Source organism: Streptomyces hundungensis, assembly GCF_003627815.1.
In the GTDB taxonomy this organism is placed as follows: Bacteria; Actinomycetota; Actinomycetes; order Streptomycetales; family Streptomycetaceae; genus Streptomyces; species Streptomyces hundungensis_A.
In genome coordinates this window covers 7,925,485-7,948,535 of the sequence record NZ_CP032698.1, presented here as the reverse complement: position 1 = coordinate 7,948,535, position 23,051 = coordinate 7,925,485, and the positions used below count along the sequence as shown (strand labels likewise).

17 protein-coding genes are annotated in these 23,051 nt (G+C 70.1%); 8 read left to right on the top strand and 9 right to left on the bottom strand.

The genetic code is table 11. The annotated features are described in order from the left end of the window. The first annotated feature begins 27 nt into the window (after positions 1 to 27). Entirely contained in the window at positions 28 to 1,383 is a 1,356-nt protein-coding gene (locus DWB77_RS35320) for an ABC transporter substrate-binding protein (protein WP_120726599.1), read from the top strand. A gap of 95 nt (positions 1,384 to 1,478) precedes the next feature. After that, positions 1,479 to 2,789, top strand: coding sequence for a pectate lyase family protein (locus tag DWB77_RS35315; RefSeq protein WP_120726597.1), 1,311 nt, complete (start codon positions 1,479 to 1,481; stop codon positions 2,787 to 2,789). Between the two features lie 82 nt (positions 2,790 to 2,871). Here the strand turns inward: DWB77_RS35315 and DWB77_RS35310 are convergent, their stop codons facing one another. Next, positions 2,872 to 5,793, bottom strand: a complete 2,922-nt coding sequence (locus DWB77_RS35310) for a glycoside hydrolase family 48 protein (protein WP_174248668.1) — start codon at positions 5,791 to 5,793, stop codon at positions 2,872 to 2,874. Between the two features lie 266 nt (positions 5,794 to 6,059). Between DWB77_RS35310 and DWB77_RS35305 the strand changes: the two genes are divergently transcribed. After that, a complete protein-coding gene (locus tag DWB77_RS35305; RefSeq protein ID WP_120726593.1) occupies positions 6,060 to 7,520 on the top strand; it encodes a cellulose binding domain-containing protein in 1,461 nt (486 codons plus the stop codon). 44 nt (positions 7,521 to 7,564) lie between these two features. Then, positions 7,565 to 9,310, top strand: coding sequence for a glycoside hydrolase family 6 protein (locus DWB77_RS35300; RefSeq protein WP_120726591.1), 1,746 nt, complete (start codon positions 7,565 to 7,567; stop codon positions 9,308 to 9,310). A 184-nt stretch (positions 9,311 to 9,494) separates the two neighbouring features. Here the strand turns inward: DWB77_RS35300 and DWB77_RS35295 are convergent, their stop codons facing one another. After that, the gene (locus DWB77_RS35295) at positions 9,495 to 10,463 is read right to left on the bottom strand and encodes a glycosyltransferase family 2 protein (protein WP_120726589.1); all 969 of its coding nucleotides are present in this window, start codon (positions 10,461 to 10,463) and stop codon (positions 9,495 to 9,497) included. Positions 10,464 to 10,568: 105 nt separating this feature from the next. Here DWB77_RS35295 and DWB77_RS39070 point away from each other — a divergent pair, with 105 nt between their 5' ends. Together DWB77_RS39070 and galU are read left to right on the top strand one after the other, a co-directional pair. Next, complete coding sequence (locus DWB77_RS39070; protein ID WP_120726587.1) at positions 10,569 to 12,560, top strand: GtrA family protein; 1,992 nt, start codon at positions 10,569 to 10,571, stop codon at positions 12,558 to 12,560. A 47-nt stretch (positions 12,561 to 12,607) separates the two neighbouring features. After that, positions 12,608 to 13,543, top strand: a complete 936-nt coding sequence (galU, locus tag DWB77_RS35285; RefSeq protein WP_120726585.1) for a UTP--glucose-1-phosphate uridylyltransferase GalU — start codon at positions 12,608 to 12,610, stop codon at positions 13,541 to 13,543. Positions 13,544 to 13,781: 238 nt separating this feature from the next. On the opposite strand, the gene DWB77_RS35280 is transcribed toward galU, so the two are convergent. The 5 genes from DWB77_RS35280 to DWB77_RS35260 all read right to left on the bottom strand — a co-directional run bounded on the left by DWB77_RS35280 (position 13,782) and on the right by DWB77_RS35260 (position 17,924). Further along, complete coding sequence (locus tag DWB77_RS35280; RefSeq protein WP_120728611.1) at positions 13,782 to 14,453, bottom strand: TetR/AcrR family transcriptional regulator; 672 nt, start codon at positions 14,451 to 14,453, stop codon at positions 13,782 to 13,784. Between the two features lie 38 nt (positions 14,454 to 14,491). Then, positions 14,492 to 15,172 (bottom strand): DUF4166 domain-containing protein, encoded by a 681-nt coding sequence (locus DWB77_RS35275; protein ID WP_120726583.1) that lies wholly within the window; start codon positions 15,170 to 15,172, stop codon positions 14,492 to 14,494. After that, positions 15,169 to 15,873: a hypothetical protein gene (locus DWB77_RS35270; protein WP_120726581.1), complete on the bottom strand. Its 705-nt coding sequence runs from the start codon at positions 15,871 to 15,873 to the stop codon at positions 15,169 to 15,171. Before DWB77_RS35270 ends, DWB77_RS35275 begins: the two co-directional genes overlap by 4 nt. Positions 15,874 to 15,995: 122 nt before the next feature. Beyond that, the gene (locus tag DWB77_RS35265; protein ID WP_120726579.1) at positions 15,996 to 17,027 is read right to left on the bottom strand and encodes a methyltransferase; all 1,032 of its coding nucleotides are present in this window, start codon (positions 17,025 to 17,027) and stop codon (positions 15,996 to 15,998) included. 60 nt (positions 17,028 to 17,087) lie between these two features. Continuing rightward, positions 17,088 to 17,924: a helix-turn-helix domain-containing protein gene (locus DWB77_RS35260; protein ID WP_120726577.1), complete on the bottom strand. Its 837-nt coding sequence runs from the start codon at positions 17,922 to 17,924 to the stop codon at positions 17,088 to 17,090. Positions 17,925 to 18,198: 274 nt separating this feature from the next. Between DWB77_RS35260 and DWB77_RS35255 the strand changes: the two genes are divergently transcribed. Together DWB77_RS35255 and DWB77_RS35250 are read left to right on the top strand one after the other, a co-directional pair. Further along, entirely contained in the window at positions 18,199 to 20,196 is a 1,998-nt protein-coding gene (locus tag DWB77_RS35255) for an ATP-binding protein (protein ID WP_120726575.1), read from the top strand. Beyond that, positions 20,196 to 21,710, top strand: a complete 1,515-nt coding sequence (locus tag DWB77_RS35250) for an ABC transporter substrate-binding protein (protein ID WP_120726573.1) — start codon at positions 20,196 to 20,198, stop codon at positions 21,708 to 21,710. The genes DWB77_RS35255 and DWB77_RS35250 overlap by 1 nt, the downstream gene beginning before the upstream one ends. 190 nt (positions 21,711 to 21,900) lie before the next feature. Here the strand turns inward: DWB77_RS35250 and DWB77_RS35245 are convergent, their stop codons facing one another. Together DWB77_RS35245 and DWB77_RS35240 are read right to left on the bottom strand one after the other, a co-directional pair. After that, positions 21,901 to 22,263, bottom strand: a complete 363-nt coding sequence (locus DWB77_RS35245) for a hypothetical protein (RefSeq protein WP_162952682.1) — start codon at positions 22,261 to 22,263, stop codon at positions 21,901 to 21,903. A gap of 84 nt (positions 22,264 to 22,347) precedes the next feature. Continuing rightward, positions 22,348 to 22,824, bottom strand: coding sequence for an ATP-binding protein (locus DWB77_RS35240; protein ID WP_120726569.1), 477 nt, complete (start codon positions 22,822 to 22,824; stop codon positions 22,348 to 22,350). Positions 22,825 to 23,051 lie beyond the last annotated feature (227 nt).

The following is a 23,051-nucleotide window of genomic DNA, read 5'->3' as shown; positions in this document are numbered from 1 at the left end:
CCGAGTTCGAAGAAAGAGAGCCGATCCATGAGGAGCAGCACGAGCCACGGCAGAGCCCTCGCGACGGCCGGCGCCGCGGCCCTCGCCGCCGTACTCGCCCTGACCGCCACCGCCTGCGGAGACGACGGCAGCGGCGCGGCGGGCGGTAAGGGCGACGAGGGCAGCGGCAAGGGCGAGATCGTCTTCTGGGACAACAACACGGCGGTCCGCCGTGACGTGTGGATGGAGATCATCAAGGACTTCGAGAAGAAGTACCCGGACATCAAGGTCAAGTACGTCGGCATTCCGGCCGCGTCCGTCCAGTCCAAGTACGACACCGCCATCCAGGGCGGAGGGCTGCCCGATGTGGGCGGGGTCACCGGGTCCATGCTGGCGGGGATCGTGAGCCAGAACGCGCTGGAACCGGTGGGTGACCGGGTCGCCCTGAGCGCGGCTCTCAACGGAAAGCTCAACACGGGCATGGTCGAGTCGGTCAAGGTGGCGGGCGGCCGGGACGACCTCTACACCGTGCCGACGTCGGCGAGCAACGGCGTCCTCTACTACCGCACGGACCTGTTCCGCGAGGCGGGGCTCCAGGCCCCCACCACCTGGACGAAGTTCTATGAGGCCGCGGCCAAGCTCACCGACGGCGCGAAGAACCAGTTCGGCTACACCATCCGGGGCGGAGCCGGGTCCATCGCCCAGGCTCTGGACGCGATGTACGGCCAGAGCGGCATCACGTCGTTCTGGGACCGGTCCCGGACGAAGACGACGGTCAACGACCCGAGCAACGTACGGGCGTTGGAGAAGTACGCCGGCCTGTACAGGAAGGCCACTCCGTCGGCCGATGTGAACAACGACTTCACCAAGATGGTCGCCCAGTGGGACAGCGGCCGGATCGGCATGATGGATCACAACCTGGGCTCCTACAAGGACCATGTGAAGGCGCTCGGCACCGACAAGTTCCGTGGTCTGCCCAACCCGACGACGGACAGCGGCACCCGGGTGCAGGTGTCCAACCCCGTCGACGGGCTGGGGCTGTTCAGGTCGAGCGGCAACAAGAAGGCCGCCTGGACGTTCATCGAGTTCGCGGCGTCGCACGAGGCGAACAGCAAGTGGAACGAGTCGGCGGGCGCCATCCCCGCCAACACCGATGCCGCGAAGGACCCGTGGATCCAGAAGGCGGAGCCGACGCGGCTGGCCGCCGAGGCCCTCAACAGCGGCAGCACCAAGATCGTGCAGCTTCCGTACTACCTGCCGGACTGGAACACCATCTCCAAGACCGCCAACGAACCGGCGTTCCAGAAGGTCCTGCTCGGCAAGGTCTCCGCGAAGGACTTCCTGGACTCCCTGGCCGACCAGCTCGACACGGCGCAGGCCGAGTGGACGAAGCGCAACCAGTGACGGCGCCCGGACCCGCCCCCACGCCGTCGTTCCGGCGTCCTGCATCAGCCGGCCCGCACCACCCGGGCCCGTATCCCTTCGACGAGGAGAACCCCATGACGCACCCGTACAAGAGTCAGGTCCACCGGACGGCGGCGGTCGCCGCATGTGCCGCGCTGCTGCTCACGCTGACGTCCGCCGTGGGCTCCGCGCAGGCACAGGGCCGTGACACGGGACGCGAGACGCTTCCCGTGGGGGACGGCTGGGGTTCGGCGGGCGCCGGCACCACCGGCGGCGCGCGCGCCGACGCGGCCCATGTCTTCACCGTCACCACCTGGGACGAGTTCCGGGCCGCCCTGAAGAAGGGCGGCGACGCACCGAAGATCATCAAGGTGAGCGGCACCCTGAACCCCGCGGCCGCCGGCTGTGCCGCCTTCGCCGCGCCGGGCTACGACTTCGCCCGGTACCTCGCCGCCTACGACCCGGCGGTGTGGGGCCACGACCGGCCCGTCAGCGGAGCGCAGGAAGACTTGCGCGCCGCGTCGGGCGCACGCCAGAAGCCGGCGATCGAGGCGAACGTGCCCTCCAACACCACCATCGTCGGCGTCGGGGCGAACGCGGGCATCGTCGGCGGCAGCCTCCAGATCAAGGGAGTCGACAACGTCATCGTCCGCAATCTGACCCTGGAGAGCCCCCTGGACTGCTTCCCGCAGTGGGACCCCACCGACGACAACAAGACGGGCGCGTGGAACTCCGAGTACGACAGCGCCGTCGTGTACGGCTCCACACATGTGTGGGTGGACCATGACACCTTCACCGACGGCGCCCATCCGGACAGCACCCTGCCCTCCTATTTCGGCAAGATCTACGAGCGGCACGACGGCGAGCTGGACATCGTCAAGGGCGCCGACCGGGTCACGGTGTCGTGGAACGCGTTCAAGGAGCACGACAAGACGTTGATGATCGGCAACAGCGACGGCGCCGCCGCCAGCGACGCGGGCAGGCTGAAGGTCACCCTGCACCACAACGTCTTCGCGGGCATCGTCGAGCGCGCACCGCGCGTACGGTTCGGCCAGGTGGACGCGTACAACAACCTGTACACGGTGACCGGGAGCCAGAAGTACCAGTACGCCTTCGGCATCGGCTACCAGTCCCAACTCGTCGCGGAAAAGAACGCGTTGACGCTGCCCCAGGGGGTGTCCCCGGCGAGCGTCCTCAAGAAGTGGAGTGACGCGCCGCTCACCGCCAAGGGCAACTACGTCAACGGCCGGCCGGTCGACCTCATCGCCGTGCACAACGCGGAACTCCCCGGCGAGGCGCTCCGTTCCGGGGCCGGCTGGACGCCCACGCTGCGCACCGCGGTGGACGACCCGCGCTCGGTGCCGGGCGTCGTGGGCAAGGGGGCGGGGGCGGGGAAGGTCGGCTGAGCCCCGCCTCACAGGGGAAGGCCCCGGTCCGTCCGCGCGGGGCGGGCCGGACGGACCGGGGCACGGAGCCGCCGCTCTCCCGCTATTCGAGCAGCTCCGCGTAGGCGCCCATGGCCATCGCGATGTCGGCCTGGGCCCAGAACCGGTGGTAGGTGAAGACGGGGGCGGCGCCGCCCGCGAGGTAGGCCTCGATCTTCGGCCAGGCCGGATCGTTCTTGTAGAAGGAGCGCAGCGAGGAGAAGGTGGAGGCCGAGTCGATGGTGTCGCCGTCCGGCATGGTGCCGGTCCAGCCGCTCGGTACGTACACCGGGTCGGCGAACCGCTTGTAGTCGGTACGGGTTTCGGGGACCGCGATGCCCAGGGCGTCCTGGTCGTGGTTCCACATGCCGTCGATCAGCGCCTTGGCCGTCGTCTTCGCCGCCGTGTTGCCGGACTTGGCGCCGTAGTAGGTGAGGGTCTTGGCGAAGGCGGCGGCGACTCCCACGTCGTCGGTGTAGTCGGCGACGGTGACGTGCAGGCCCGCGTTGGCACCCGGGGAGGCCGGGTTCCAGGTCTCGGGCTTGCCGGACCACTGGAGGGTGGCGGGGATGCGGTAGGTGCCGTCGGGGTTCACCGTCGTCTTGGACAGTGCCCAGGTGACCCACTTGTCGAGGACGGTCTTGGCGGCGGTGTCTCCCGTCTGCTGGTAGTACTCGGCGACCCGCTCCATCGACCAGGCCTGGAAGCCGAACCACTGATTGGAGGGCGGGTCGTGGTAGACGGGCGCCTCGTCGTAGTACATGCCGTAGAAGGTGGGTGTGCCGGCCGGAGGGGCCGCGTATCTGCCCTGCCAGCTGTTGGTGGCGCCGCCCGCGATGGCGCCCTCGTCGGACTGGAGCCAGCGGTAGAACTCCAGCTGCCGCTTGAGGCTGGTGCCCCAATCGGCCGCCCCCGTGGCCGACTTGGGCTTGAGGTCGGCGTTCGAGCTCAGCGCCCACGCGGCCAGCGGGTTCTGGTAGCCGCCGTGCACATGGCTGGAGCCGATGCGCCAGGACCAGCCCGCCGAGGTGTCGGTGGCGCCGCCCCAGGCGTAGTACCAGGAGAGCAGATAGCTGGAGCTGTTCTTGCCGCTGCCGGCGGGGCAGGCGGTCGGCCCGACGCAGTTGCCCTGCTGCTTGAAGTACTTGTCGTACATGGCGTAGCGCAGATAGTCGCCCATCTTGGCCGCCTTGGCGACGGTCGCGCCCACCGAGGCGCCCTTGCCCTGCTGCTTGGCCCACACATCCGCCCAGTAGGCGGCCTGCACGGCGCGTGCGTCGGCGTCGGGTGCGTCGGTGTACTTCCACTGTCTGCTGTACGAGGAATCCTTGGTGAACAGGTCCAAGTACCCGTTCTTTCCACCGTACTTGAAGATGTCACAGGTGGGTTGGGGCACGGTTTCCCAGACGGACTCCTGGGGGCCGCGCTGGAAGGTGTTGATGTAGGACGGCCCCGCGGCGCCGGGTCCGGACTCGCAGGCGCCGGGCGCGTTGCCATAGCCGTAGACGTTGTCCACGTCCTCCAGCCAGTGCATGCCGTAGATGTCGTCGGTGCCGTACGCGCTCTTCAGCTCGCCCGCGATGGGGTCGTTCCCGACCGGGACCGACGGGTCGAGCTGCGCCGGGTACTGCGAGGGGAGGTCACCCTCAGGGGCGTAGGTGGCCGGCTTGGAGGGGTTGTAGAAGGAGGTGGTGGGCTGGTCCGCGTGGGTGGGGATCATGTACTTCTCCATGATGTCCCAGGCCCCGTTGAACTTGGACCAGTCCCCGCTCACCTTGCCGTACATGGCCTGGAGCCAGATCAGATAGCTGTAGGCCTCCGATGTCGTCTCGTGCCCCTGGTCGGGCGCCTCCACGATCAGCGTCTCCACCGAGTGGTACGGGATGCCCTTGGGCGAGAAGTAGCCGTTCGCCGGGTCGGTGATCTTCCCGTACAGGGTGAGGAAGCGTGCGTCGTACGTCTTGGCGGCGGCCAGCTCGGTGGCGGTGACCTCGGCCTTGGTGTGGCCGGGGGCCGTGGCCGCGAACACGGCCGCGCCGGTGCCGGTGGCGTCGGCGGTGACCGTCGCTTTTTGCGCGGTGTTCCAGTTCGACGGGGTGAAGGTCAGGCTCGCTCCGGAGGTCAGGGTGAGCCCGGTGTTGCCCGAGGCGCGGGCCGTGGTCACCGTCACGTTGGTGGCCGGCTGGGTGGACAGCTTGACGTCGAAGGTCGCCGATTTGCCTTGCTGGACGGCGAGTTGGGAGGGCGAGGCCACCACCGCGGGTCCGCTGGTGACGTGGATGCCGACGGGCGCGGACTCGGCCGAGGCGCCCAGGCTGTCGTACGCCTTGGCATACACCGAGTAGTCCCCCGCCGCCAGCCCGGTGGCGGAGAAGGCGTAGGGCGCGGTGGTGTCCGTGCCGAGCAGGGTGGTGTCGCTGTAGAACTCGACCTTGGCGATGGACGCGCCGTCGGCGGCAGCCGCCGTCGCGGCCAGCGGCACCGGGTCGCCCGCCGTGTAGGTGGCGCCCGGCGCCGGGCTGGTCAGCACGGTGACCGGCGGCTGGTGGGCGCCGGTGCAGGGGGTGCCGTTGACGGCGAAGGAGGTCGGGGCCGTGTTGGTGCCGCTGTAGGTGAACTGGGCGCCGGTGGTGACGGCGGCGCCCGCGGCGATGGTCTTGTTCCAGTCGGCGGCCTTGACCGTGACCGTCTTCGCGGTCTGGGCCCAGGTGCCGCTCCAGCCGCTGCTCAGCTGCTGGTTGCCGGCGTAGGCGTACGTCAGCGTCCAACCGTCGATGGCGGCGGAGCCACGGTTGGTGAGGGTGAGGGCGGCGGTGAAGCCGGAGCCCCAGTCGTTGGTTTGGTAGTCGACGCCGCACTGCACGGAGGCCGCGTGAGCGGCGGGGACGGCCTCGACCACGCTCGCCGCCAGGGGCAGCGAGAGCGCGGTGGCGTACATGAGGAGCCGGCGGCGAAAGCCGCGCCGGGGTCTGGTGCGCGAAGGCATGTGGGGGTCACTCCAAGCGGCTCGGCGACGGGGGAGGCGGTGCTGTGCGCAAGCTTTGAACCAGTGGGAGCGCTCCCAAGGTGCTGGAGGCGCGGGGAGCTGTCAAGGGTGACTCCGCGATTGGCGCGACGAATTCTCTCGATTGAAGACTTCGACAACTCCCCTGGCACACACGGGAGTTGGGCGCTAACCTCCGAACCAACCAGTGGGAGCGGTTCCATTCAGTCGGCGTGCGTCCAGCACGCCCGAGCTGCAAGGAGTCGCTCATGCGACACCCCCCGCGCCTTGTTCTGCTGTTCGGCGGTCTGCTCCTGGCCGTCGGTCTCCTGTCGCCTTCGCCCCGCGCGGCGGCCGCGGCCGCCCCGGCCTGCACGGTGGAGTACTCCGTGACGGGCCAGTGGGACTCCGGGTTCCAGGGCAGTGTCAAAGTCACCAACAACGCGGCCGCGCTGAGTGGTTGGCGACTCGGCTTCGACTTCCCGGCCGGGCAGAGACTCACCCAGGGCTGGGGCGCCCAGTGGTCCCAGACCTCCGGTGCGTCGGTCAGCGCCGCCAACGAGAGCTGGAACGGGACGCTCGCCACCGGCGCCGGTGTCACGCTCGGCTTCCTCGCCTCCTGGTCGGGCGCCAACCCGGCACCCACGTCCTTCACGCTCAACGGCGTTGCGTGCAACGGCGGTTCGGGACCGTCCCAGCCGCCGGGCTCCGGCGCCGCGCCCGCACTCAAGGTGTCCGGCAACCAGCTGGTCGACGCGTCGGGGGCGACCCGGCGGCTGCTCGGCGTGAACCGCTCGGGTGGCGAGTTCCTGTGTGTCCAGGGCTACGGCATCTTCGACGGCCCGGTCGACGACGCCGCCATCAAGGCGATCGCCGACTGGGGTGCCAACACGGTGCGCATCCCGCTCAACGAGGAGTGCTGGCTGGGCCTGGACAACGTCAAGTCCCCGTACGGCGGGGCCGATTACATTGCCGCCGTGCAGGGTCTGGTGCGGCGCGTCGAGGCGCACGGCATGACCCCCCTCGTCGAACTGCACTGGAGCCACGGCGTGTACACGGGGAACTCCTCGGCCTGCCCGGACGTCCACGCCACCTGCCAGAAGCCGATGCCGGACGCCCAGTACGCGCCGGCCTTCTGGTCCGGTGTCGCCGGCACCTTCAAGAGCGACCCCGCCGTGGTCTTCGACCTGTTCAACGAGCCCTATCCGGACCGCGCGACCTCGGACACGGCCGCGGCCTGGCGCTGCTGGCGCGACGGCGGCGCCTGCCCCGGCATCGGGTACGAGGTGGCGGGCATGCAGGACCTGCTGGACGCGGTGCGTGGCACGGGCGCCACCAATCCGGTGCTGGCGGGCGGCCTCGCGTACGCCAACGACCTGAGCCAGTGGCTGACCTACCAGCCGCACGATCCGACGGGGAACCTGGGCGCGGCCTGGCACGGATACAACTTCAACTCCTGTGCGGTGGAGTCCTGTTGGAGCTCGACCCTCGCGCCCGTCCTGGCCCGGGTGCCGCTGGTGGCGGGCGAGATCGGCGAGAACGACTGCGGCCACTCCTACATCGACCGCGCCATGGCCTGGCTGGACGCGCGGGGCGCCTCCTATCTGGGCTGGACCTGGAACACCTGGGACTGTTCGGCGGGCCCGGCCCTGATCACCTCCTACGACGGCACCGCGACCCCGTACGGCGCCGGCCTGCGCGACCATCTGCGCGCCCTGACCTCCTCCTGAAACCCCCTGTTCCACCAGCGTTCGATCCCCCGAGAGGACATCGCATGAGCCGCACGACACCCGCGTCATCCCGACGCACCGCTCTGCTCTCCGCCTGCACGGTCCTGGTCGCCGCCGCCGGTATGGCCGCGGTCCTGCCGACCGGAGCGCAGGCCGCGAGCCTCGGCTGTAGCGTCAACTACCAGACCAACGACTGGGGTTCGGGCTTCACCGCCACGGTCACGGTCAGCAACGCCGGCACGTCGGCGATCGATGGCTGGGCACTGACCTACGACTACTCCGGCAACCAGCAGCTCTCCAGCGGCTGGAACGGCGCCTGGTCGCAGTCGGGCAGGACCGTGACGGTCAAGAACCTCGACTGGAACAGGACGATCGCGCCCGGCGGCTCGGTCTCCCCCGGTGGTCAGTTCACCTACAGCGGCACCAACACGGCCCCGACCGCCTTCGCCGTCAACGGCACGGCCTGCACCGGCCCGGGCGCCCCCTCCCCCACCGGCTCGCCCAGCCCTTCGCCGACGACGACCCCACCGCCCAGCGGCGGCAAGGCGGACAACCCGTTCGCGGGCGCCAAGCTGTACGTCAACCCTGAGTGGAAAGCGAAGGCCGCGGCCGAGCCGGGCGGCAGCGCCGTCGCCAACACCTCGACCTCCGTCTGGCTCGACCGGATCGCCGCCATCAACGGCGTGGACGGCGGCATGGGCGTACGCGCCCACCTCGACGAGGCGCTGCGGCAGGCGGGCGGCCAGCCACTGGCCATCAACTTCGTCATCTACGACCTGCCGGGCCGCGACTGCTCCGCGCTGGCCTCCAACGGAGAGCTGGGGCCGACCGAACTCGACCGGTACAAGAGCCAGTTCATCGATCCCATAGCCACGATCTTCGCCGACCCCAAGTACGCCTCGCTGCGCATCACCACGGTCGTGGAGATCGACTCGCTGCCCAACCTGGTGACCAACTCCGGTGGCCGCCCCACCGCCACCCCGGCCTGCGACACCATGAAGGCCAACGGCAACTATGTGAACGGCGTCGGATACGCGCTGTCGAAGTTCGGGCCGATCTCCAACGTCTACAACTACATCGACGTCGGCCACCACGGCTGGCTCGGCTGGGACGACAACTTCGGCGCGACGGCCGATCTGCTCGCCCAGGCCGCGCAGGCGTCCGGTTCGAAGCTGGAGTACGTCACCGGCTTCATCAGCAACACCGCCAACTACGGGGCACTGAAGGAGCCTTACTACTCGATCGACGATTCCGTGAACGGCACGTCGGTGCGCCAGTCGAAGTGGGTGGACTGGAACCGGTACGTCGACGAGCTGTCGTACGCGCAGGCGTTCCGCTCGCGGCTGGTGACGGCCGGGTTCAGTCCCGGCATCGGCATGGTGATCGACACCTCCCGCAACGGCTGGGGCGGCGCCGCACGCCCGAGCGGGCCCGCCGCGAAGACGAGCGTGGACGCCTATGTCAACGGCAGCCGCACCGACCGCCGCATCCACCTGGGCAACTGGTGCAACCAGGCCGGGGCGGGGCTGGGTGAACGGCCGAAGGCGGCGCCCGAGCCGGGCATCGACGCGTACCTGTGGGTGAAGCCTCCGGGCGAGTCCGACGGAGCCAGTTCGGCGATCCCGAACAACGAGGGCAAGGGGTTCGACCGAATGTGTGACCCCACGTACACCGGCAACGTCCGCAACGGCAACAGCATGTCGGGCGCCCTGGGCAACGCTCCGCTGGCGGGCCACTGGTTCTCGGCCCAGTTCCAGGAGCTTCTCAAGAACGCCGACCCGGCACTCTGAGATTCGGCGCGGCGGCCCACGGCCCTGTACGGCGTGAGCCGCCGCGCCCGCGGTTCCGGGACCCGATCGGCGCACCGGGTCCACCGCGCCGCGTACCGCCGGACGGGTTACCGGCGCCCCACAACAAAGATCCGCCCGGTGCGCCGAGGCACCGGGCGGATCGTCGCTCGCGAGGCGTGGTGTGTCAGGCCTTCTTGGCGTCCTGGAGCATGTCCGGCACGAAGTCCGTGTCGCGGGTGGGCGCCGGGTACCTCAGGTGGGCGAGGCGCGCCTGCTCCTGCCGCATGTGCATGAACGACTCCAGGATGTACCCGACGAGCAGCACCAGCACCGCGATGATCATGATCGCGGCGGCCAGCACGGCGGTGGGAAGCCGCGGCACCGTCCCGGTCCGGATGAACTCGCTGATCAGCGGCACGCCCAGGGCGAGGGAGACGAGCGTGAGGAGGCCGGCGACGACGGAGTGGAACAGCGAGGGGCGCTGGCGGCGGGCGAGGCCCAGGATGAGCTTCAGGATGCGCCAGCCGTCGCGGTAGGTGCGCAGCTTGCTGACACTGCCGGCCGGGCGGTCCTTGAAGTCGACCTCCATCTCGGCGGTGGGCAGCCGCAGGCTGAGGGCGTGCACCGTCATCTCGGTCTCGGTCTCGAACTCGTGCGACAGCGCGGGGAAGGACTTGATGTAGCGGCGCGAGAAGACGCGGTAGCCGCTGAGCATGTCGCTGACGTCGTTGCCGAACAGCGAGCGCACGGTGCCGGTGAGCATCTTGTTCCCGACGGCGTGGCCGGCCCGGTAAGCGGTGTCGACTATCTCCCGTCGAGCGCCGACCACCTGGTCGTACGGGCCCTCGAAAAGCAGTTCGACCATCTCGCGGGCGCGCGACGCGTCGTAGGTGTCGTCGCCGTCGATGATGAGGAGGGCGTCGGCCTCGATGTCGGCGAAGGCGCGGCGGATGACGTTGCCCTTGCCCTTGCGGGGCTCATGCCGGACGACAGCGCCTGCCTTCAGGGCCTCGGCCACCGTGTTGTCCGTGGACGCGTTGTCGTACACATAGATGACAGCCTCGGGGAGGGACGCGCGCAGGTCGTGAACGACCTTGCCGATGGCCGCCTCTTCGTTGTAGCAGGGAACGACACACGCAATCGCCGGATTCATCGGGGGCCCTCGCTAAGGTACTGAAACTGACATGGTTCTTACTCCTGGGTGTCCGGATCCTATCTCTATTTGTTCACATGCCCTCCATGCCCTTACGTTTCAGCCATGCTGCAATCGACGGCCTGGGGCCGACGCGTGCCCGTCTGGGTACGCAAGATCTGGCGGGAGGTCGCGGCCTTCGGCATCGTCGGCGCTCTCGCGTTCGTGGTGGAGACCGCGAGCTTCAACCTCCTGATCTTCGGTTCCTCCGCCACGGGAGGCGGGCCCTTGGGCGGCGCGCCCGTGCTGGCCTCCGTCGTGGCCACGCTGCTCGCGATGGCCGTCAGCTGGTTCGGCAACCGCTACTGGACCTATCGGGACCGGCGCGGCGGCGCCCAGCGCGGTGAACTCATCTGGTTCCTCGCCATCAACCTGGCGGGCATGGCGGTCACCGCCGTCCCCATCTTCGTCTCCCACCAACTGCTCGGCCTCGGCTCGCCGTTGAGTGACAACGTGGCCCGCCTCGTCGGCTGGGCGGCGGCGACCCTGCTGCGCTTCGTCGCCTACCGCAACCTCGTCTTCAGTCATCCCGGAAAGGACTCCGCACAAGTGCCCGGAACCGTCGATCGGTGGACCACTACACTGCGCGGCGCCTGGCGGCGCGGCGAGCTCTGGCCGTGGTGCCTGGCCGCGATCGCGACGGTCTGTGCCCTCGCGGTGAACACCGCCTTCCACCCCGGGTACCTGAGCGCGGACAGCGTCGACCAGCTGATGCAGGCGCTCGGCGACCGGCCGGTGACCGACTGGCATCCGCCGGTGATGGCCCTGCTGTGGCGGATCCTCATCGACAGCACCGGCGCCATCTCGGCCATGGCGGCCCTCCAGACCGCCGTCCTGTGGGCGACGTTGTGGGTGCTGGCCCGGCTGCTGTGGAAGAAGACCGGCAGCCGTGCGCTGTCCCTCGCCACGCTCGCCGTGGGCCTCGCCCCGCACATCCTGACCTTCACCGGGGTGGTGTGGAAGGACGTACACATGGCGTACGCCCTGCTCGCCGTCCTCGCCGTGGCGCTCACCGCACGGGAGCTGCCCGCCGGCCGGACCAAGACCCGCTGGGCGCTGCTCGTGCTCGGCGTGCTGTTCCTCGCCTACGCCGTCCTGGTGCGCAAGAACGGCTTCCCGGCCGTTATCCCCGTCTTCGTGCTGCTCGTCATGGCCGTGTGGCCGTCCCCGGGCCGGCGCCGCTGGCTGGCCGCCACCGGCGTGCTGCTCGCCGTCACCGCCGTCGGCAGCGTCGGCGTGTCGGCGGCCACCAGCCCGGTCGCCACCCGCCAGTACGCACAGATCCCGCTGGACGACCTCACCCACGTCCTGACCCCGAGCCAGGTGCGCGCGGCCGCCGAGAAGGCCGGTGCGAGCGCGGACTTCCGCAACCGCCTGGTCACCACCACCATGGAGTGTCAGCGTCGGCACATCCCGGCCGACGTCTACTTCAACTGCTACCCGAGGGACCCGTCGCAGGGCCCCACGGAGCTGGGCCGCAACGCCGACGTCCTGGTCACCATGTGGACCAACGAGATGCCCAAGCACTGGAAGGGCTACGCCGCCTACCGGGGCCAGGTGTTCGCCAAGCTCCTCTTCCAGGGCAACCTGGCCTTCTACGACGGCTCCGTGACCAAGATCGCCCCGCTCAAGGACGCGCCGGTCAGCGAGCCGCTCAAGTACACCCTCCAGAGCTATGTGACCGGCTTCACCCGCGACCTGCCGATGCTCTTCCAGGGCTGGTTCTGGCTGGCCGTCTCCCTGGTGCTCGTGCTGCGCCGCCGCTGGATCGGCCCGTACTCGCGCGAGCTGCGCCTGCTGGGAGCCAGCTCCCTGCTGTACATCCTCGCGTACGTTCCCACGGCGCCCCAGTCCAACTTCCGTTACGTGTACTGGCCGGCGCTGTCCGGGACCATCGCGGTGGTGCTCATCGCGGCGGGCTATGTGGCACGCCGTCGTGCGGCGGCCGCGGTCGCCGCACACGAGACGGACGCCCGTCCCCCGGTCTCACCGGTGGTGGCGCCGTCCCCCGACACCTCGGCGACGGACCCGCACGAGAACGTCACCGCCGCACGGTGACGCGCAGGCCCGGCCCCCTGAATCCACAGAAAGAAATCCGCACCGCCATGTCAGACACCCCCCGGCCCCGCACGGTCACCAAGGCCGTGATCCCCGCGGCCGGACTCGGAACCCGGTTCCTGCCCGCGACCAAGGCCACGCCCAAGGAAATGCTGCCGGTGGTGGACAAGCCGGCCATCCAGTACGTCGTCGAGGAGGCCCGCGCGGCCAACCTCTCCGACGTCCTGATGATCACCGGCCGCAACAAGCGTGCCCTGGAAGACCACTTCGACCGCAACTACGAGCTCGAAGAGGCGCTCATCCGCAAGGGCGACGACTCCCGTCTCGCCCGGGTCCGGGAGTCCAGCGAACTCGCCACCCTGCACTACGTCCGCCAGGGCGACCCCAAGGGGCTCGGCCACGCGGTGCTCTGCGCCGAGCCGCACGTCGGCGACCAGCCGTTCGCCGTGCTGCTCGGTGACGACCTCATCGACCCGCGCGATCCGCTGCTGTCCCGCATGATCGAGGTCCAGGAGCGTTTCGGCGGCAGCGTCGTCGCGCTCATGGAGGTCGACGCCGCGCAGATCCACCTCTACGGCTGCGCCGCCGTCCAGGCCACCGCCGATGAGGACATCGTCCGCGTCACGGATCTCGTCGAGAAGCCCGACCAGGGAGAGGCCCCCTCCACGTACGCGATCATCGGTCGGTATGTGCTGGATCCCGCCATTTTCGACGTTCTCAGAAAGACCCCTCCGGGCCGCGGCGGCGAAATCCAACTCACCGACGCCCTGCGGGAGATGGCGGCCCGGGTGAACGACGGCGGCCCCGTCCACGGTGTCGTCTTCGACGGCCGCCGCTACGACACGGGCGACCGCGGCGACTACCTGCGTGCCATCGTCAGGCTCGCCTGCGAACGCGAGGACCTGGGGCCGGACTTCCGTGACTGGCTGCGCGACTTCACGGCGAACGAGCTCGCGGAGACGCCGGCGCCGGAAGGCGACTGAACAAGGCGCCCACGAGCGGCCCCGCTCCAGCCTCACGTCCCACCCTGATATGAGCGGCCTCGCTCCCGCTTCACGTCACACCCTGATACGAAGAGGGCAGGCCCGGACGCGGAGTGGCTCTGACCCCATCAACGCCCTGTCCCCACGCGCCACTTGGCCGCGTGGGGACAGGGCGCGGGCATGAGGGGGGCACGGCGTGTGGGCTCGCGCGGCCCAGCCCCGTGGGTCGCCCGCCGCATCAGCCCTTGGCGCTGCGGCGCAACTTGTGGGTGACCGCCCGCTGGGAGAGCGGACCGAGGCCTTCCAAAGCCTGGGCCAGGACGGCGAGTTGTTCCAGCGCGTCCAAGGCGCGGTCGGCGCCCTCGGCATCGACGCCCTCGTAGAGCTCGATGCCGACGAAGGAAGCGGCCGCCGCGCGGGCAAGACCTGCGGGGTCGACGAAGGCGGCCACGGGGGTCGCGGTGAGCAGCCGGGTCAGGACGGTCTCCAGCTCCTCGATCCACAGCGCGAGCCCGGCAGCGGTAGCCCGCGCGAGAGCCGGCGCGGTCTGGCCGGCGGCGAGCAACTGCCCCAGGACCGCCACCTGTCCGGCGGCACGCTCCTCGGCGTGCATCGCACGGGCGAAGGCGAGGAGTTCCGTGAGCGACTCCATCGCGGCGAGCCGGTCGCGGTAGCGGCAGACACGCTGCTCGGCGCCGTGCGCACAGGCCGCGGCGAGGAGCTCGTCGACGGAACCGAAATGGTAGAAGATCAGCGCCTGGTTGACTCCGGCGGTGGTCGCGATGGAGCGGGCCGACGTCTTGGCGATGCCCTGCTCGACCACGGTCCGCAGAGCGCCTTCGAGGAGTTTGAGCCGGGTGGCGCCGCCGGACGCGCCAGGCTTACCGGACGTACCGGCCGCGTCGGGCACCTCGGGCACCTCGGGTACCCCGGGCACCCCGGGCGCGCTCACGCGCGGGCCTCTTCGCGCAGGGGCAGCAGGTCGGCGCGGGGCCCTTGGGTGCTCACATCGACGTATTCGGCGGTGAACGAGCCCTCGTAGCCGAAGAGGAAGCCGAAGTGCCGGTTGGTCACCGTCACGCGGATCCGGAAGCGTCCGCTCTCCTCGTCGAACGACTCCCGCACTTCGGCTTCGCCTCCGATCAGGGACGGTACGCGAACGTCGACGGGCCCCTCGCGGAAGCGGTGCTCGCCGGAACGGATGAGGAGCGAGCCGTCGGGTTCGGCCCTCAAGTAGAGGTCGCTGGCGAGGTGTTGATGGGTGCCGAGATAGTCGAGCACGCAGTCGCGCTCAGCGCTGAGGACCATGGTGGCGTCGAAACGGTGGGGCCGGTCGGGCAGGTGGAAGGTCCGGACGAAGGTGACCGTCTCCCTCCCGAAGGAGTCCACGTACGGAAAGTTCTCGATGACGAAGGGGACGTCACGGCCTTCGCGCGGGACGAGGATGTTGCGCGTCCCGCCCAGCCGGAGGAACGGCTTGACGAACCGCGCCCCGTGGCTGATCCGGGCCATCGTCCCGCGCCCCACACAGGCTTCGCCACTATCGAGCCCGACGGAGAAGCGTCGACGGATCTCGGGGTGCAGCCGGCCGAAGTCGGCGCCCATGTGCTGCTGAAATATCGAGGTCACGCGGGCTCCAGAGTGGTGAGCAGACGGGGGTCACGTGTGCGCCCCGGCGGTGTACGCAGGCAGCGGCGTGCGGCGGGGGTGCCGGGCAGCGGGGGAAGCAGGACCGCGAGGACGGCTGCGAGCGGCCCGAGGACGAGGGGGACGACGGGGGACGCCAGCAGAACGGCAAGCACCAGCGCGAGGCGCAGGCCGCATTCCCCGAGGGCGTGGGCGAGTGCGGCGCGCGGACGAGTCCCGCGTTCGCACCACAGCCGCAGCCGGTCGAAGGACCAGGCGGTGGCCCATCCCATGAGCGGCCGGAAGACCAGCCGGTCGAGCAAGGCCCCCCAACTCCCCCAGCGCGGACGGTAGTCGTAGCCGGTGAGGAAGCGGATCCCGTCGGGCCCGGGAATGTAACGCCAGTAGCCGCTTCCTTCGCGGAGCAGCGACAGCGGATGCGCGGAGGCGAACCGCAGGGCCGACACGCGTGTACCGTCCGGCCGCTGCCGCTCCCCCGCGCTGACTCCTGTGCCGGCGACCCACAGGAAGGGCAGCAGCCGGGTCGCATAGCGAAAGCGCTGCGGAGCCCCTTCGGCGCGGGGCAGATAGGAGATGGAGGTGAACCGCAGATCCCAGGACTGATGCTGGGCAGGGTCCTGGGTCCGCTCCCAGAGCACGTCCAAGTCGACGTCGATCAGGGCCTCCACATACAGCCCGCCCATGCGTTCGTCCCCCCGGCCTGCCCTTTGAGCGTTCGCTCAAGTGGAAGGTAGCCGAGTTTGAGCGCTTGCTCAAGGGGGCCCCAACTAGCAACCAAGCAGCGCGGGCCGCGTCCCGCGTCGGTTCAGTCGGCGACGGCTTCGATGAGCCAGTACGGTGCGGCCTCGCGCAAGGGGGTGGCTGAGGTGAGGGACAGGCCCGCCCTGTGGCACACCTCCTCGAAGTCACCGCGTGTGCGTTCCCTGCCGCCCACGTTCACCAGCATGTTGAGGTCGCTCAGCCACGTGACGCCGTCGGCGCCCGGGGCTTCCGGGTCGGGGTCGACGGCCTCGGGAAGTACGGGCTCCACTATCAGGACGCGTCCTCCCGGCGGCAGGACCGCGCGGCAGTTGCCCAGGATCGTCACCACCTGGGCGTCGCTCCAGTCATGCAGGACGCTCTTGATGAGGTAGAGGTCCGAGCCTTTCGGGACGGAGTGGAAGAAGTCCCCGGCGATCGGCGTGCAGCGGCCCGTGAGCCCGTGGCGCCGCAACGTCTGCGGTGTCTGCGCCAGGCCCTCCGCCGTGTCGTGGACGACCCCCGTGAGCGCCGGATGCGCGTCGAGGACGGCGGCCAGCAGGGTCCCGTCTCCACCACCGACGTCGGTGACGGAGGTGAAGCGGGCGAAGTCGAAGGCGTACGGAAGTGTGGCGGCGACCACCGAAGTGGCTTGGCTCATCGCGGTGTTGAACGCCTGCGACAGCCCGGGGTGCCGGGAGAGATGGCTGAAGAAGTCCGAGCCGAAGACCTCGTCGAACGCGACGTCGCCCGTCCGGACGCTGATGTCCAGATGTTCCCAGGCACGCGTGGCGACGGGGTCGGTGAACACCCGCACGAAGGTCGCCAGGGAGTCGGGGCGGGCAGAGTCGAGGAACCTGCCCGCCTGCGTCACCGAGAAGGAACCCGGGGCGTGTTCCTTCAGCACGCCGAGGCCGGCGAGGGCTCGCAACAGGCGGGCCATGGGCTGTGGTTGGGCTCCCGCCTCGGCCGCGACGTCGTCGGCCCGGCGCGGGGTGTCGCCGATCAGCTCGACCACCTTCAGCCGCACCGCCGCGCGCAGCGTCTGCGCGGCCATGCTCCCGAAGGCCGTCCGGATGATCAGGCTCCGGGCGTCCATGTCGGTTGAGCGGACATCTGTAGAGGTCACGGTTGTCTCTTCTCTCTGGTGTCTGGTTGGTCAGAAGCCTCCGCCCTCGCGGCGCGGCCCCGCCGCGAGGGTCCTCGGCGTGCAGCCGGCGAAGGCCAGTACATCGCGATGGAGGTGGGCCTGATCGACGTATCCGCATGTCAGAGCCACATCGATGGCGTTCTCGCCGGCCCGTAGGGCGCGGGCCGCGTGGTCGAAGCGGACCAGCATGGCCGCGCGCTTGGGGGTGAGTCCGATCTGGGCGCTGAACCTGGACCACAACTGCTTGCGGCTCCAGCCACACGACTCCGCCAATTCAGCCACCCGTACCTGGCCCCGGCGGGCCACGATGTGGTCCCAGACCGCTGCCACCTCGAACGTCATCGCCGGCGCCCGCGCGGCCCGCCGCAAGAGGAACTCGTCCACCAGGGCGAGCCGTTCCTGCCACGTCGCGCCCTCGGCCAACTGCTCGCGCAGGCGCCGTTCTTGACGGCCCCACACATCTTCCAGGCTGATCACGGGCCGCGTGAGGTCACTCGGGGCCACGCCGAGCAGTGCGTAGGCGGCCGGGGGTGACAAGCGCATCTCGATGCATTCGACGCGCTCACCCCGCACCCGTGCGGGGCCGGGCGCCAGGGTGGCGGCGAAGCTGGTCAGGGGCTGCGCCCCGCGCTCGTCCTCGACCGTGAACGGGGTGTCCCCGAGCCCGATGACGACGACCACGGAAGGCTGCGCGAACACCCGCTTGTCCAGGCCGACGGCGATCCGGTCGCGGAATCCCGCCATCCGGACGCCGCCGAGCGTTGTCCCGCCCAGGGGGTGGGCCACCTCCCAGCCGTCCTCGGCGTCGTGGTCCGCGGGGTCCTGCTCCATCTCGTGGCTGCGCATGCCTCTACAGTCCTCGACTTCGGCGGCCCTGTCTTGGATGAAAGTTCCGTGAGGCGGAGGGGACGGATCGCCGGGTCGCCGGGCCGCCGGGCCGCGCAACTCGCTTGGCGCGTAACAGAGTTGCTCGGCGCGCCCGGTCGTGGGTATGGCCCCTTCGGCCCGGGAGGGTGTATGTCCGGTTAGTCCGTAGAGGGGTTGCAACCCACGTGTGTCCCGGATGTATTGTCCCTTCGCTGGTGCCACAGCGGGGTGGCACCCATCCCCAGGGGGGCCGATGCCGCAGGACTGGGCGGGTGAGTCCGAGCGCGACCGGTCGGTGCAGAGTTACACCGAGTCGTTGCTGCTGCCCGGAACGGGCGGCGTGGCCGGCGAGCAGTTGCCCGTCACCTTGCTGCTCGGCCCGCGCGGGAGCGGCAAGACGACCCTGCTGCGGGCGATCGGGCAGTGGGCCGCGGCCGGTGCGGTGGCCCGGCTCGACCTCGCGGAGCTGGCCCGGCACGACCAGGGTCCGGTGGATGTGCTCAAGGCCGTGGCGTACGACCTCGAACCGCGCAAGAAGCACGTGCCGCACATCTCCCTGCCCGCCTTCCGTCTGATGTGCGCGGCGCTCGCGCTCGAACTCGACTGCCAGGACCGGGCGGTGGCGCGCCGTCAGCTGAGTCAGGCGCTCGCCGGGCCGCCCTCCCACTGGCTGCCGCACGTCGTGCAGGTCGGGCAGACCGCGGGGACGCTGGCGGGGTTGCCGTCGCCGTTCATGGAGGTCTTCAGGGTCCTGCCGACCATCGAACGGGTCCTGCGCCACGGTCAGGTGCTGCGCCGTCTGTCCAGGATCCGGCGGGCCTCGGCGGTCACCTCGGCCCTGGACATCCTGGTCGAGCTCAATCTCGCGTACCACTCCGCCTCCGCCGAGGACCGGGCCGTGACCGAACGGATCGTGTGCGGGGTCTTCCTCCAGGAACTGCGGCGCTGTTACGTCCGGAAGGACTGGGCGGTCCGCTGTCTGGTCCTTTTGGACAACGCCGACAACCAGCTCGGCGGCGAGGTACTGCGCCTCCTGGTCCAGGAGCGCCGCGGCTCCGACCGTGACCCGCTGGTGGTCCTCGCCATGGCGGGCAGCTATCCGCGGGCGCTCCAGGACGTCGACTTCGGATGGCAGTACGCCGCCGACGGCTACCCGGGGGCGTGGGGCGCCGGCACCGCCTTCGATCCGCAGGAGGTGACGGCGGGGCTGCGGGTGGGACGGCTGCGCGACCTGACGCGCAATGAGGTGGACCAGCAGGCCAAGGAAGTCTTCCAGTCGACGGCCGCGCCCCCGCCCCGCGGCAACGCCGGGGCGCGCTGGCTGGGTTGGGCGGTGTACGAGATCACGCGGGGGCAGCCCGCGGCGACCGCCCGTGTCCTCGGTGCGCTGCACGGCTTCGAGCCCTCGGCGCCCTGGGAGGAGCGGCTGCGCCGGGGACTGAAACCCTCGGCGGAACTGGTCCACGGCCTGCGGGAGCGGCTGCTGCCCATCGACCCGCCCCAAGGGCTGCGTCCGGCGCTTGCCCGGGCCGCGGCCGCGCCGGACCTGGCGCAGGCCGTGGTCGCCCACTGGTTGCAGGCCGAGGCCGAGGCTGCGGCCCATCTGGGCCAGGAATTCCGGGCGTTCGCCAGGGACCGGCTGCGCACGATGCACATCGACACCGGCGATCCGCTCGCCGACGGCCCCCCGGGCACCCCGCACCCGTTCTTGCGCCGCCTGCTGTTGAGCGCCCTGGAGGATCCGGCCGCGCTGCACGCCGGGTTGCGCGCGGAGGCCGAGGCCAGGGGGGAGCCGGGGTTGGCCGCCTATCATGCGCTGGCCTGCGGTGATCTCGCGGCGGCCGCGGCCCATCTGGACGCGATCTTCGAGCAGGACACCCCTGAGCAGTGGTGTGCCGCGCTGTGCAGGTTGCGCCGCGCACCGCTGCCGGCCGCACTCAGCGGTCCGGGCAGTGAGCCCTGGGAGCAGTACGAGGCTCTCGTGCGGCATCTGCGGGAGGACACCGTGCCGCGGCTGCGCACCATCACCCGTCTCCTCGCGGCGAGTTGGATAGCGCCGGAACCGGCCGACGACCCCGCCACGGACCGGGTCGGGGACCCCTACCGGGACCCGCTGGGCGATCCGTACGCCTCGCTCTTCGGGGAGGTCTACGCGCGGTACCACACCCTCGCCGCCGCGCACACCGAGCGCGTGGCCTGGGCGAACGTGCTCCAGGACAAGGCTCAGCAGTACAAGGAGGAGCCCTGGTGATGAGCCGTACGACGATCGATCTTCCCCGGCCTCCGAGCCACAAGGTCCTGTGGTCGGCGCTGGGCGCGGTGTGCGTGGTACTGATCGCCGTCGTCCTCTTCAAGGCCTTCGAGCCGGACACCGACTGCGCGCCGGGCGTCGTCAAACGGGCCGGCGGCGAGTGTGTCGGGGTGAGCGACGGCTCGTTCGCCTTTCCCGCGCTGGGCGACATCAGCGGCCGGATACGGGACGAGAACCGCAAGGTCGAGAAGTCCGGCGAGAAGTCCGTGACCATCGCCTACCTGGAGTCGATGTCCGGCGGTACCGAGGACCGGGGCCCCGAAGGCACCCGGCTCGCGGTGACGGGCGCCCACATAGCCCAGCAGGAGATCAACAACGAGCGCGGCACCCTGCCGAGGGTGCGGCTGCTCCTGGCCAACACCGGCCGCGACGACGCGTACGCCGATGACGTGGTCGAGCAACTTTTGAAGATGAAGGACGAGCAGCGTCTCGTCGCGGTCGCCGGGATAGGGCAGAGCAACGCCCGCACGCTGGCCGCGGTCGACAAACTACGGACGGCCGGGGTGCCGATCGTGGGGGCGACGGTGGCCGGGGACGAGATGAGGTCCAAGGCACCCGGCTTCTTCCGGGTGTCCTTTCCCGCCGATGCGCAGGCCGCCGCGGCGGCCCGCTACTTCAAGGAGCAGCAGGACAAGCACCCCGGATACCGGCTCCAGGTCATCAAGGACAACAAGGCGGGGGACATCTACAACGCCTCCCTGTACAGCGGGTTCATGGCGGCCGCCCAGCGGGTCGGGCTCAAGGTCGAGACGGTGGTCCCGTTCACCTCCGGGGCGGCGCCGGGCGGCGGCAACGCGCTACGGGTGGTCGCGGAGAAGATCTGCGTCACCGGGGCCACCCCGGACGGCGTCTATTTCGCGGCGCGGGGGCGGGAATTGCGCAGCTTCATCGAAGCGGCGGGCGAGAACCGGCGCAGTTGTCCCGTACGTGTGCTGTCCGGGTCCAGCGCGGTCGGCCTGTACTTCGACACCAGCCGCGCGTCCGGGACGGCCGAGCTGGCGGAGCTTGGGCGGCGCTGGAACGCCAGCGGCCTCAAGGCGTACTACACCGCGTACGCCCACCCCGATGCCTCCGCGCAGATGTACGGCGGCCAGGAGCGGGGCCCGTTCCCCGACTTCCAGCGCCGCTTCCTCGACCTGCGGAGCGGGAGCGCGGGGGCACTCAACAACGGGCAGGCCATGGTGGGCCACGACGCGGTCTACACGATCGGCATAGCCGCCCGCCGCGCGATGGACACCTACGGCCCGGACAAGATCACTCCCAGCACGGTCCTCGACCTGCTCGGCCAGACCAACGGCACCTACAAGGTGCGTGGTGTCAGCGGTGAGATCGCCTTCGCGCCGGACACCGGCGAGCCGTCCGACCGGTCGATGGCCCTGGTCGAGCTGGGTCCGCCCACGACGCGCGGCGACGAGGGCAACCAGTACCGGTTCGTCGGCACCCTCGAACCGTGAAACGTTCCGCCGCTATGAGTCGGTCCCGCGCTCGGCTCGGGGCTCCTTGCGCCACAGCCAGCGAGGCCGACGTTCCGCCTTCTCGGGCCGGACGGCGAAAGCCGTGGTGGGGATCCCCCGCGCCGCCACCCGTGCCAGAAGGTTCGCCTGCTGTTCCCCGGTGACGGCGACCCACAAGGAGGTCCCCGTGTCACTGGCGCTGAAGATCTGCCGGCGACCGCGCCACCCCTCGGTGTGGATCGTGGTAGGGCGCCAAGGCCAGGAGAATCTCGAACTCCGCGTCATCGTGGACGTCGATGTCGATGCCCATCCCGGGATCGCCCTTGGCCGAACGTCCGCTGCGGATCAACGCATTGCGCCCCATGGCCAGCGCCTGCTCATAGAAGGGCACCACCTCTTGGGGCCACGCGTCATCGCTGTAGGCGTCGATGTGGGCCGTCTCGACGCCGGGCCGCACCACACGAAGCGCCTCGCGGTGCGCCCACGCGAGCTCGGCCGGTGGTAGCGCGCCCACGAGGAACAAGGCGCGATCCGGGCGCTCGTCTTGGCTCATCACCCGGCACAGCCTCTCATGGTGACGAAGCGGCTCATGGCGACGGGAGGCAGCTCATGGTGGCGAGGCGGTCTCGGCCGTCGGTCAGGCCGACCGGTGGCCGGCCGTGTCGCCGCCTTGTTCATCGGCCAGAGCGATGGCCGTCTTGACGCGCTTGCCGACGGGCTCGCGGTGCACTTCGAAACTGCGGCAGACCGCCATGACGATTTCCAGGCCGTGCTGGCCCACCCTGCTGGGGTCCGGCGCCAGGACCACCGGCAGCGTCGTGCTGCTGTCCCACACCGTCACCTCCACCGCTCCGTCGTTGACCTCCAGGGTCAGCAAACAGGGTCCCGGAGCGTACTTACGGGCGTTGGTCACCAGCTCGCTCACCACCAGCTGGACCGTGCCCATGGCTTGTTTCCAGACCGGCACCCCGTGCACGGCCTGCAACGACGTGAGGAAGTCCCGTGCCATGCCCCGGGCAGCAGCGATGTCCTCGCTCCCCTCGAGCACAGCGGAAACCGACATCGTGCGGTCCGCGTGTGGTCGCTGATCCACGTCCTGCCCAGCCAGATTCATTCAGTCCGCCTCACTGCCGAAGCGCCACCATTAACGTTGCGCGCATACCCCGAAAACATGCGCACATTCCCCCGGGTCGACGACATGAACGGTGGCTCAAGGCGCCGGGCGCACACGGGGGCGGGCCCACAGTTTGCCAGAACGTGTTCGACCGCCCTACCGGTGGGCCCCCACTCTGTGACCAGCGGGTTCCGGCCTCCGCGCGTGGGAGCCCCGCGCGGATGTAC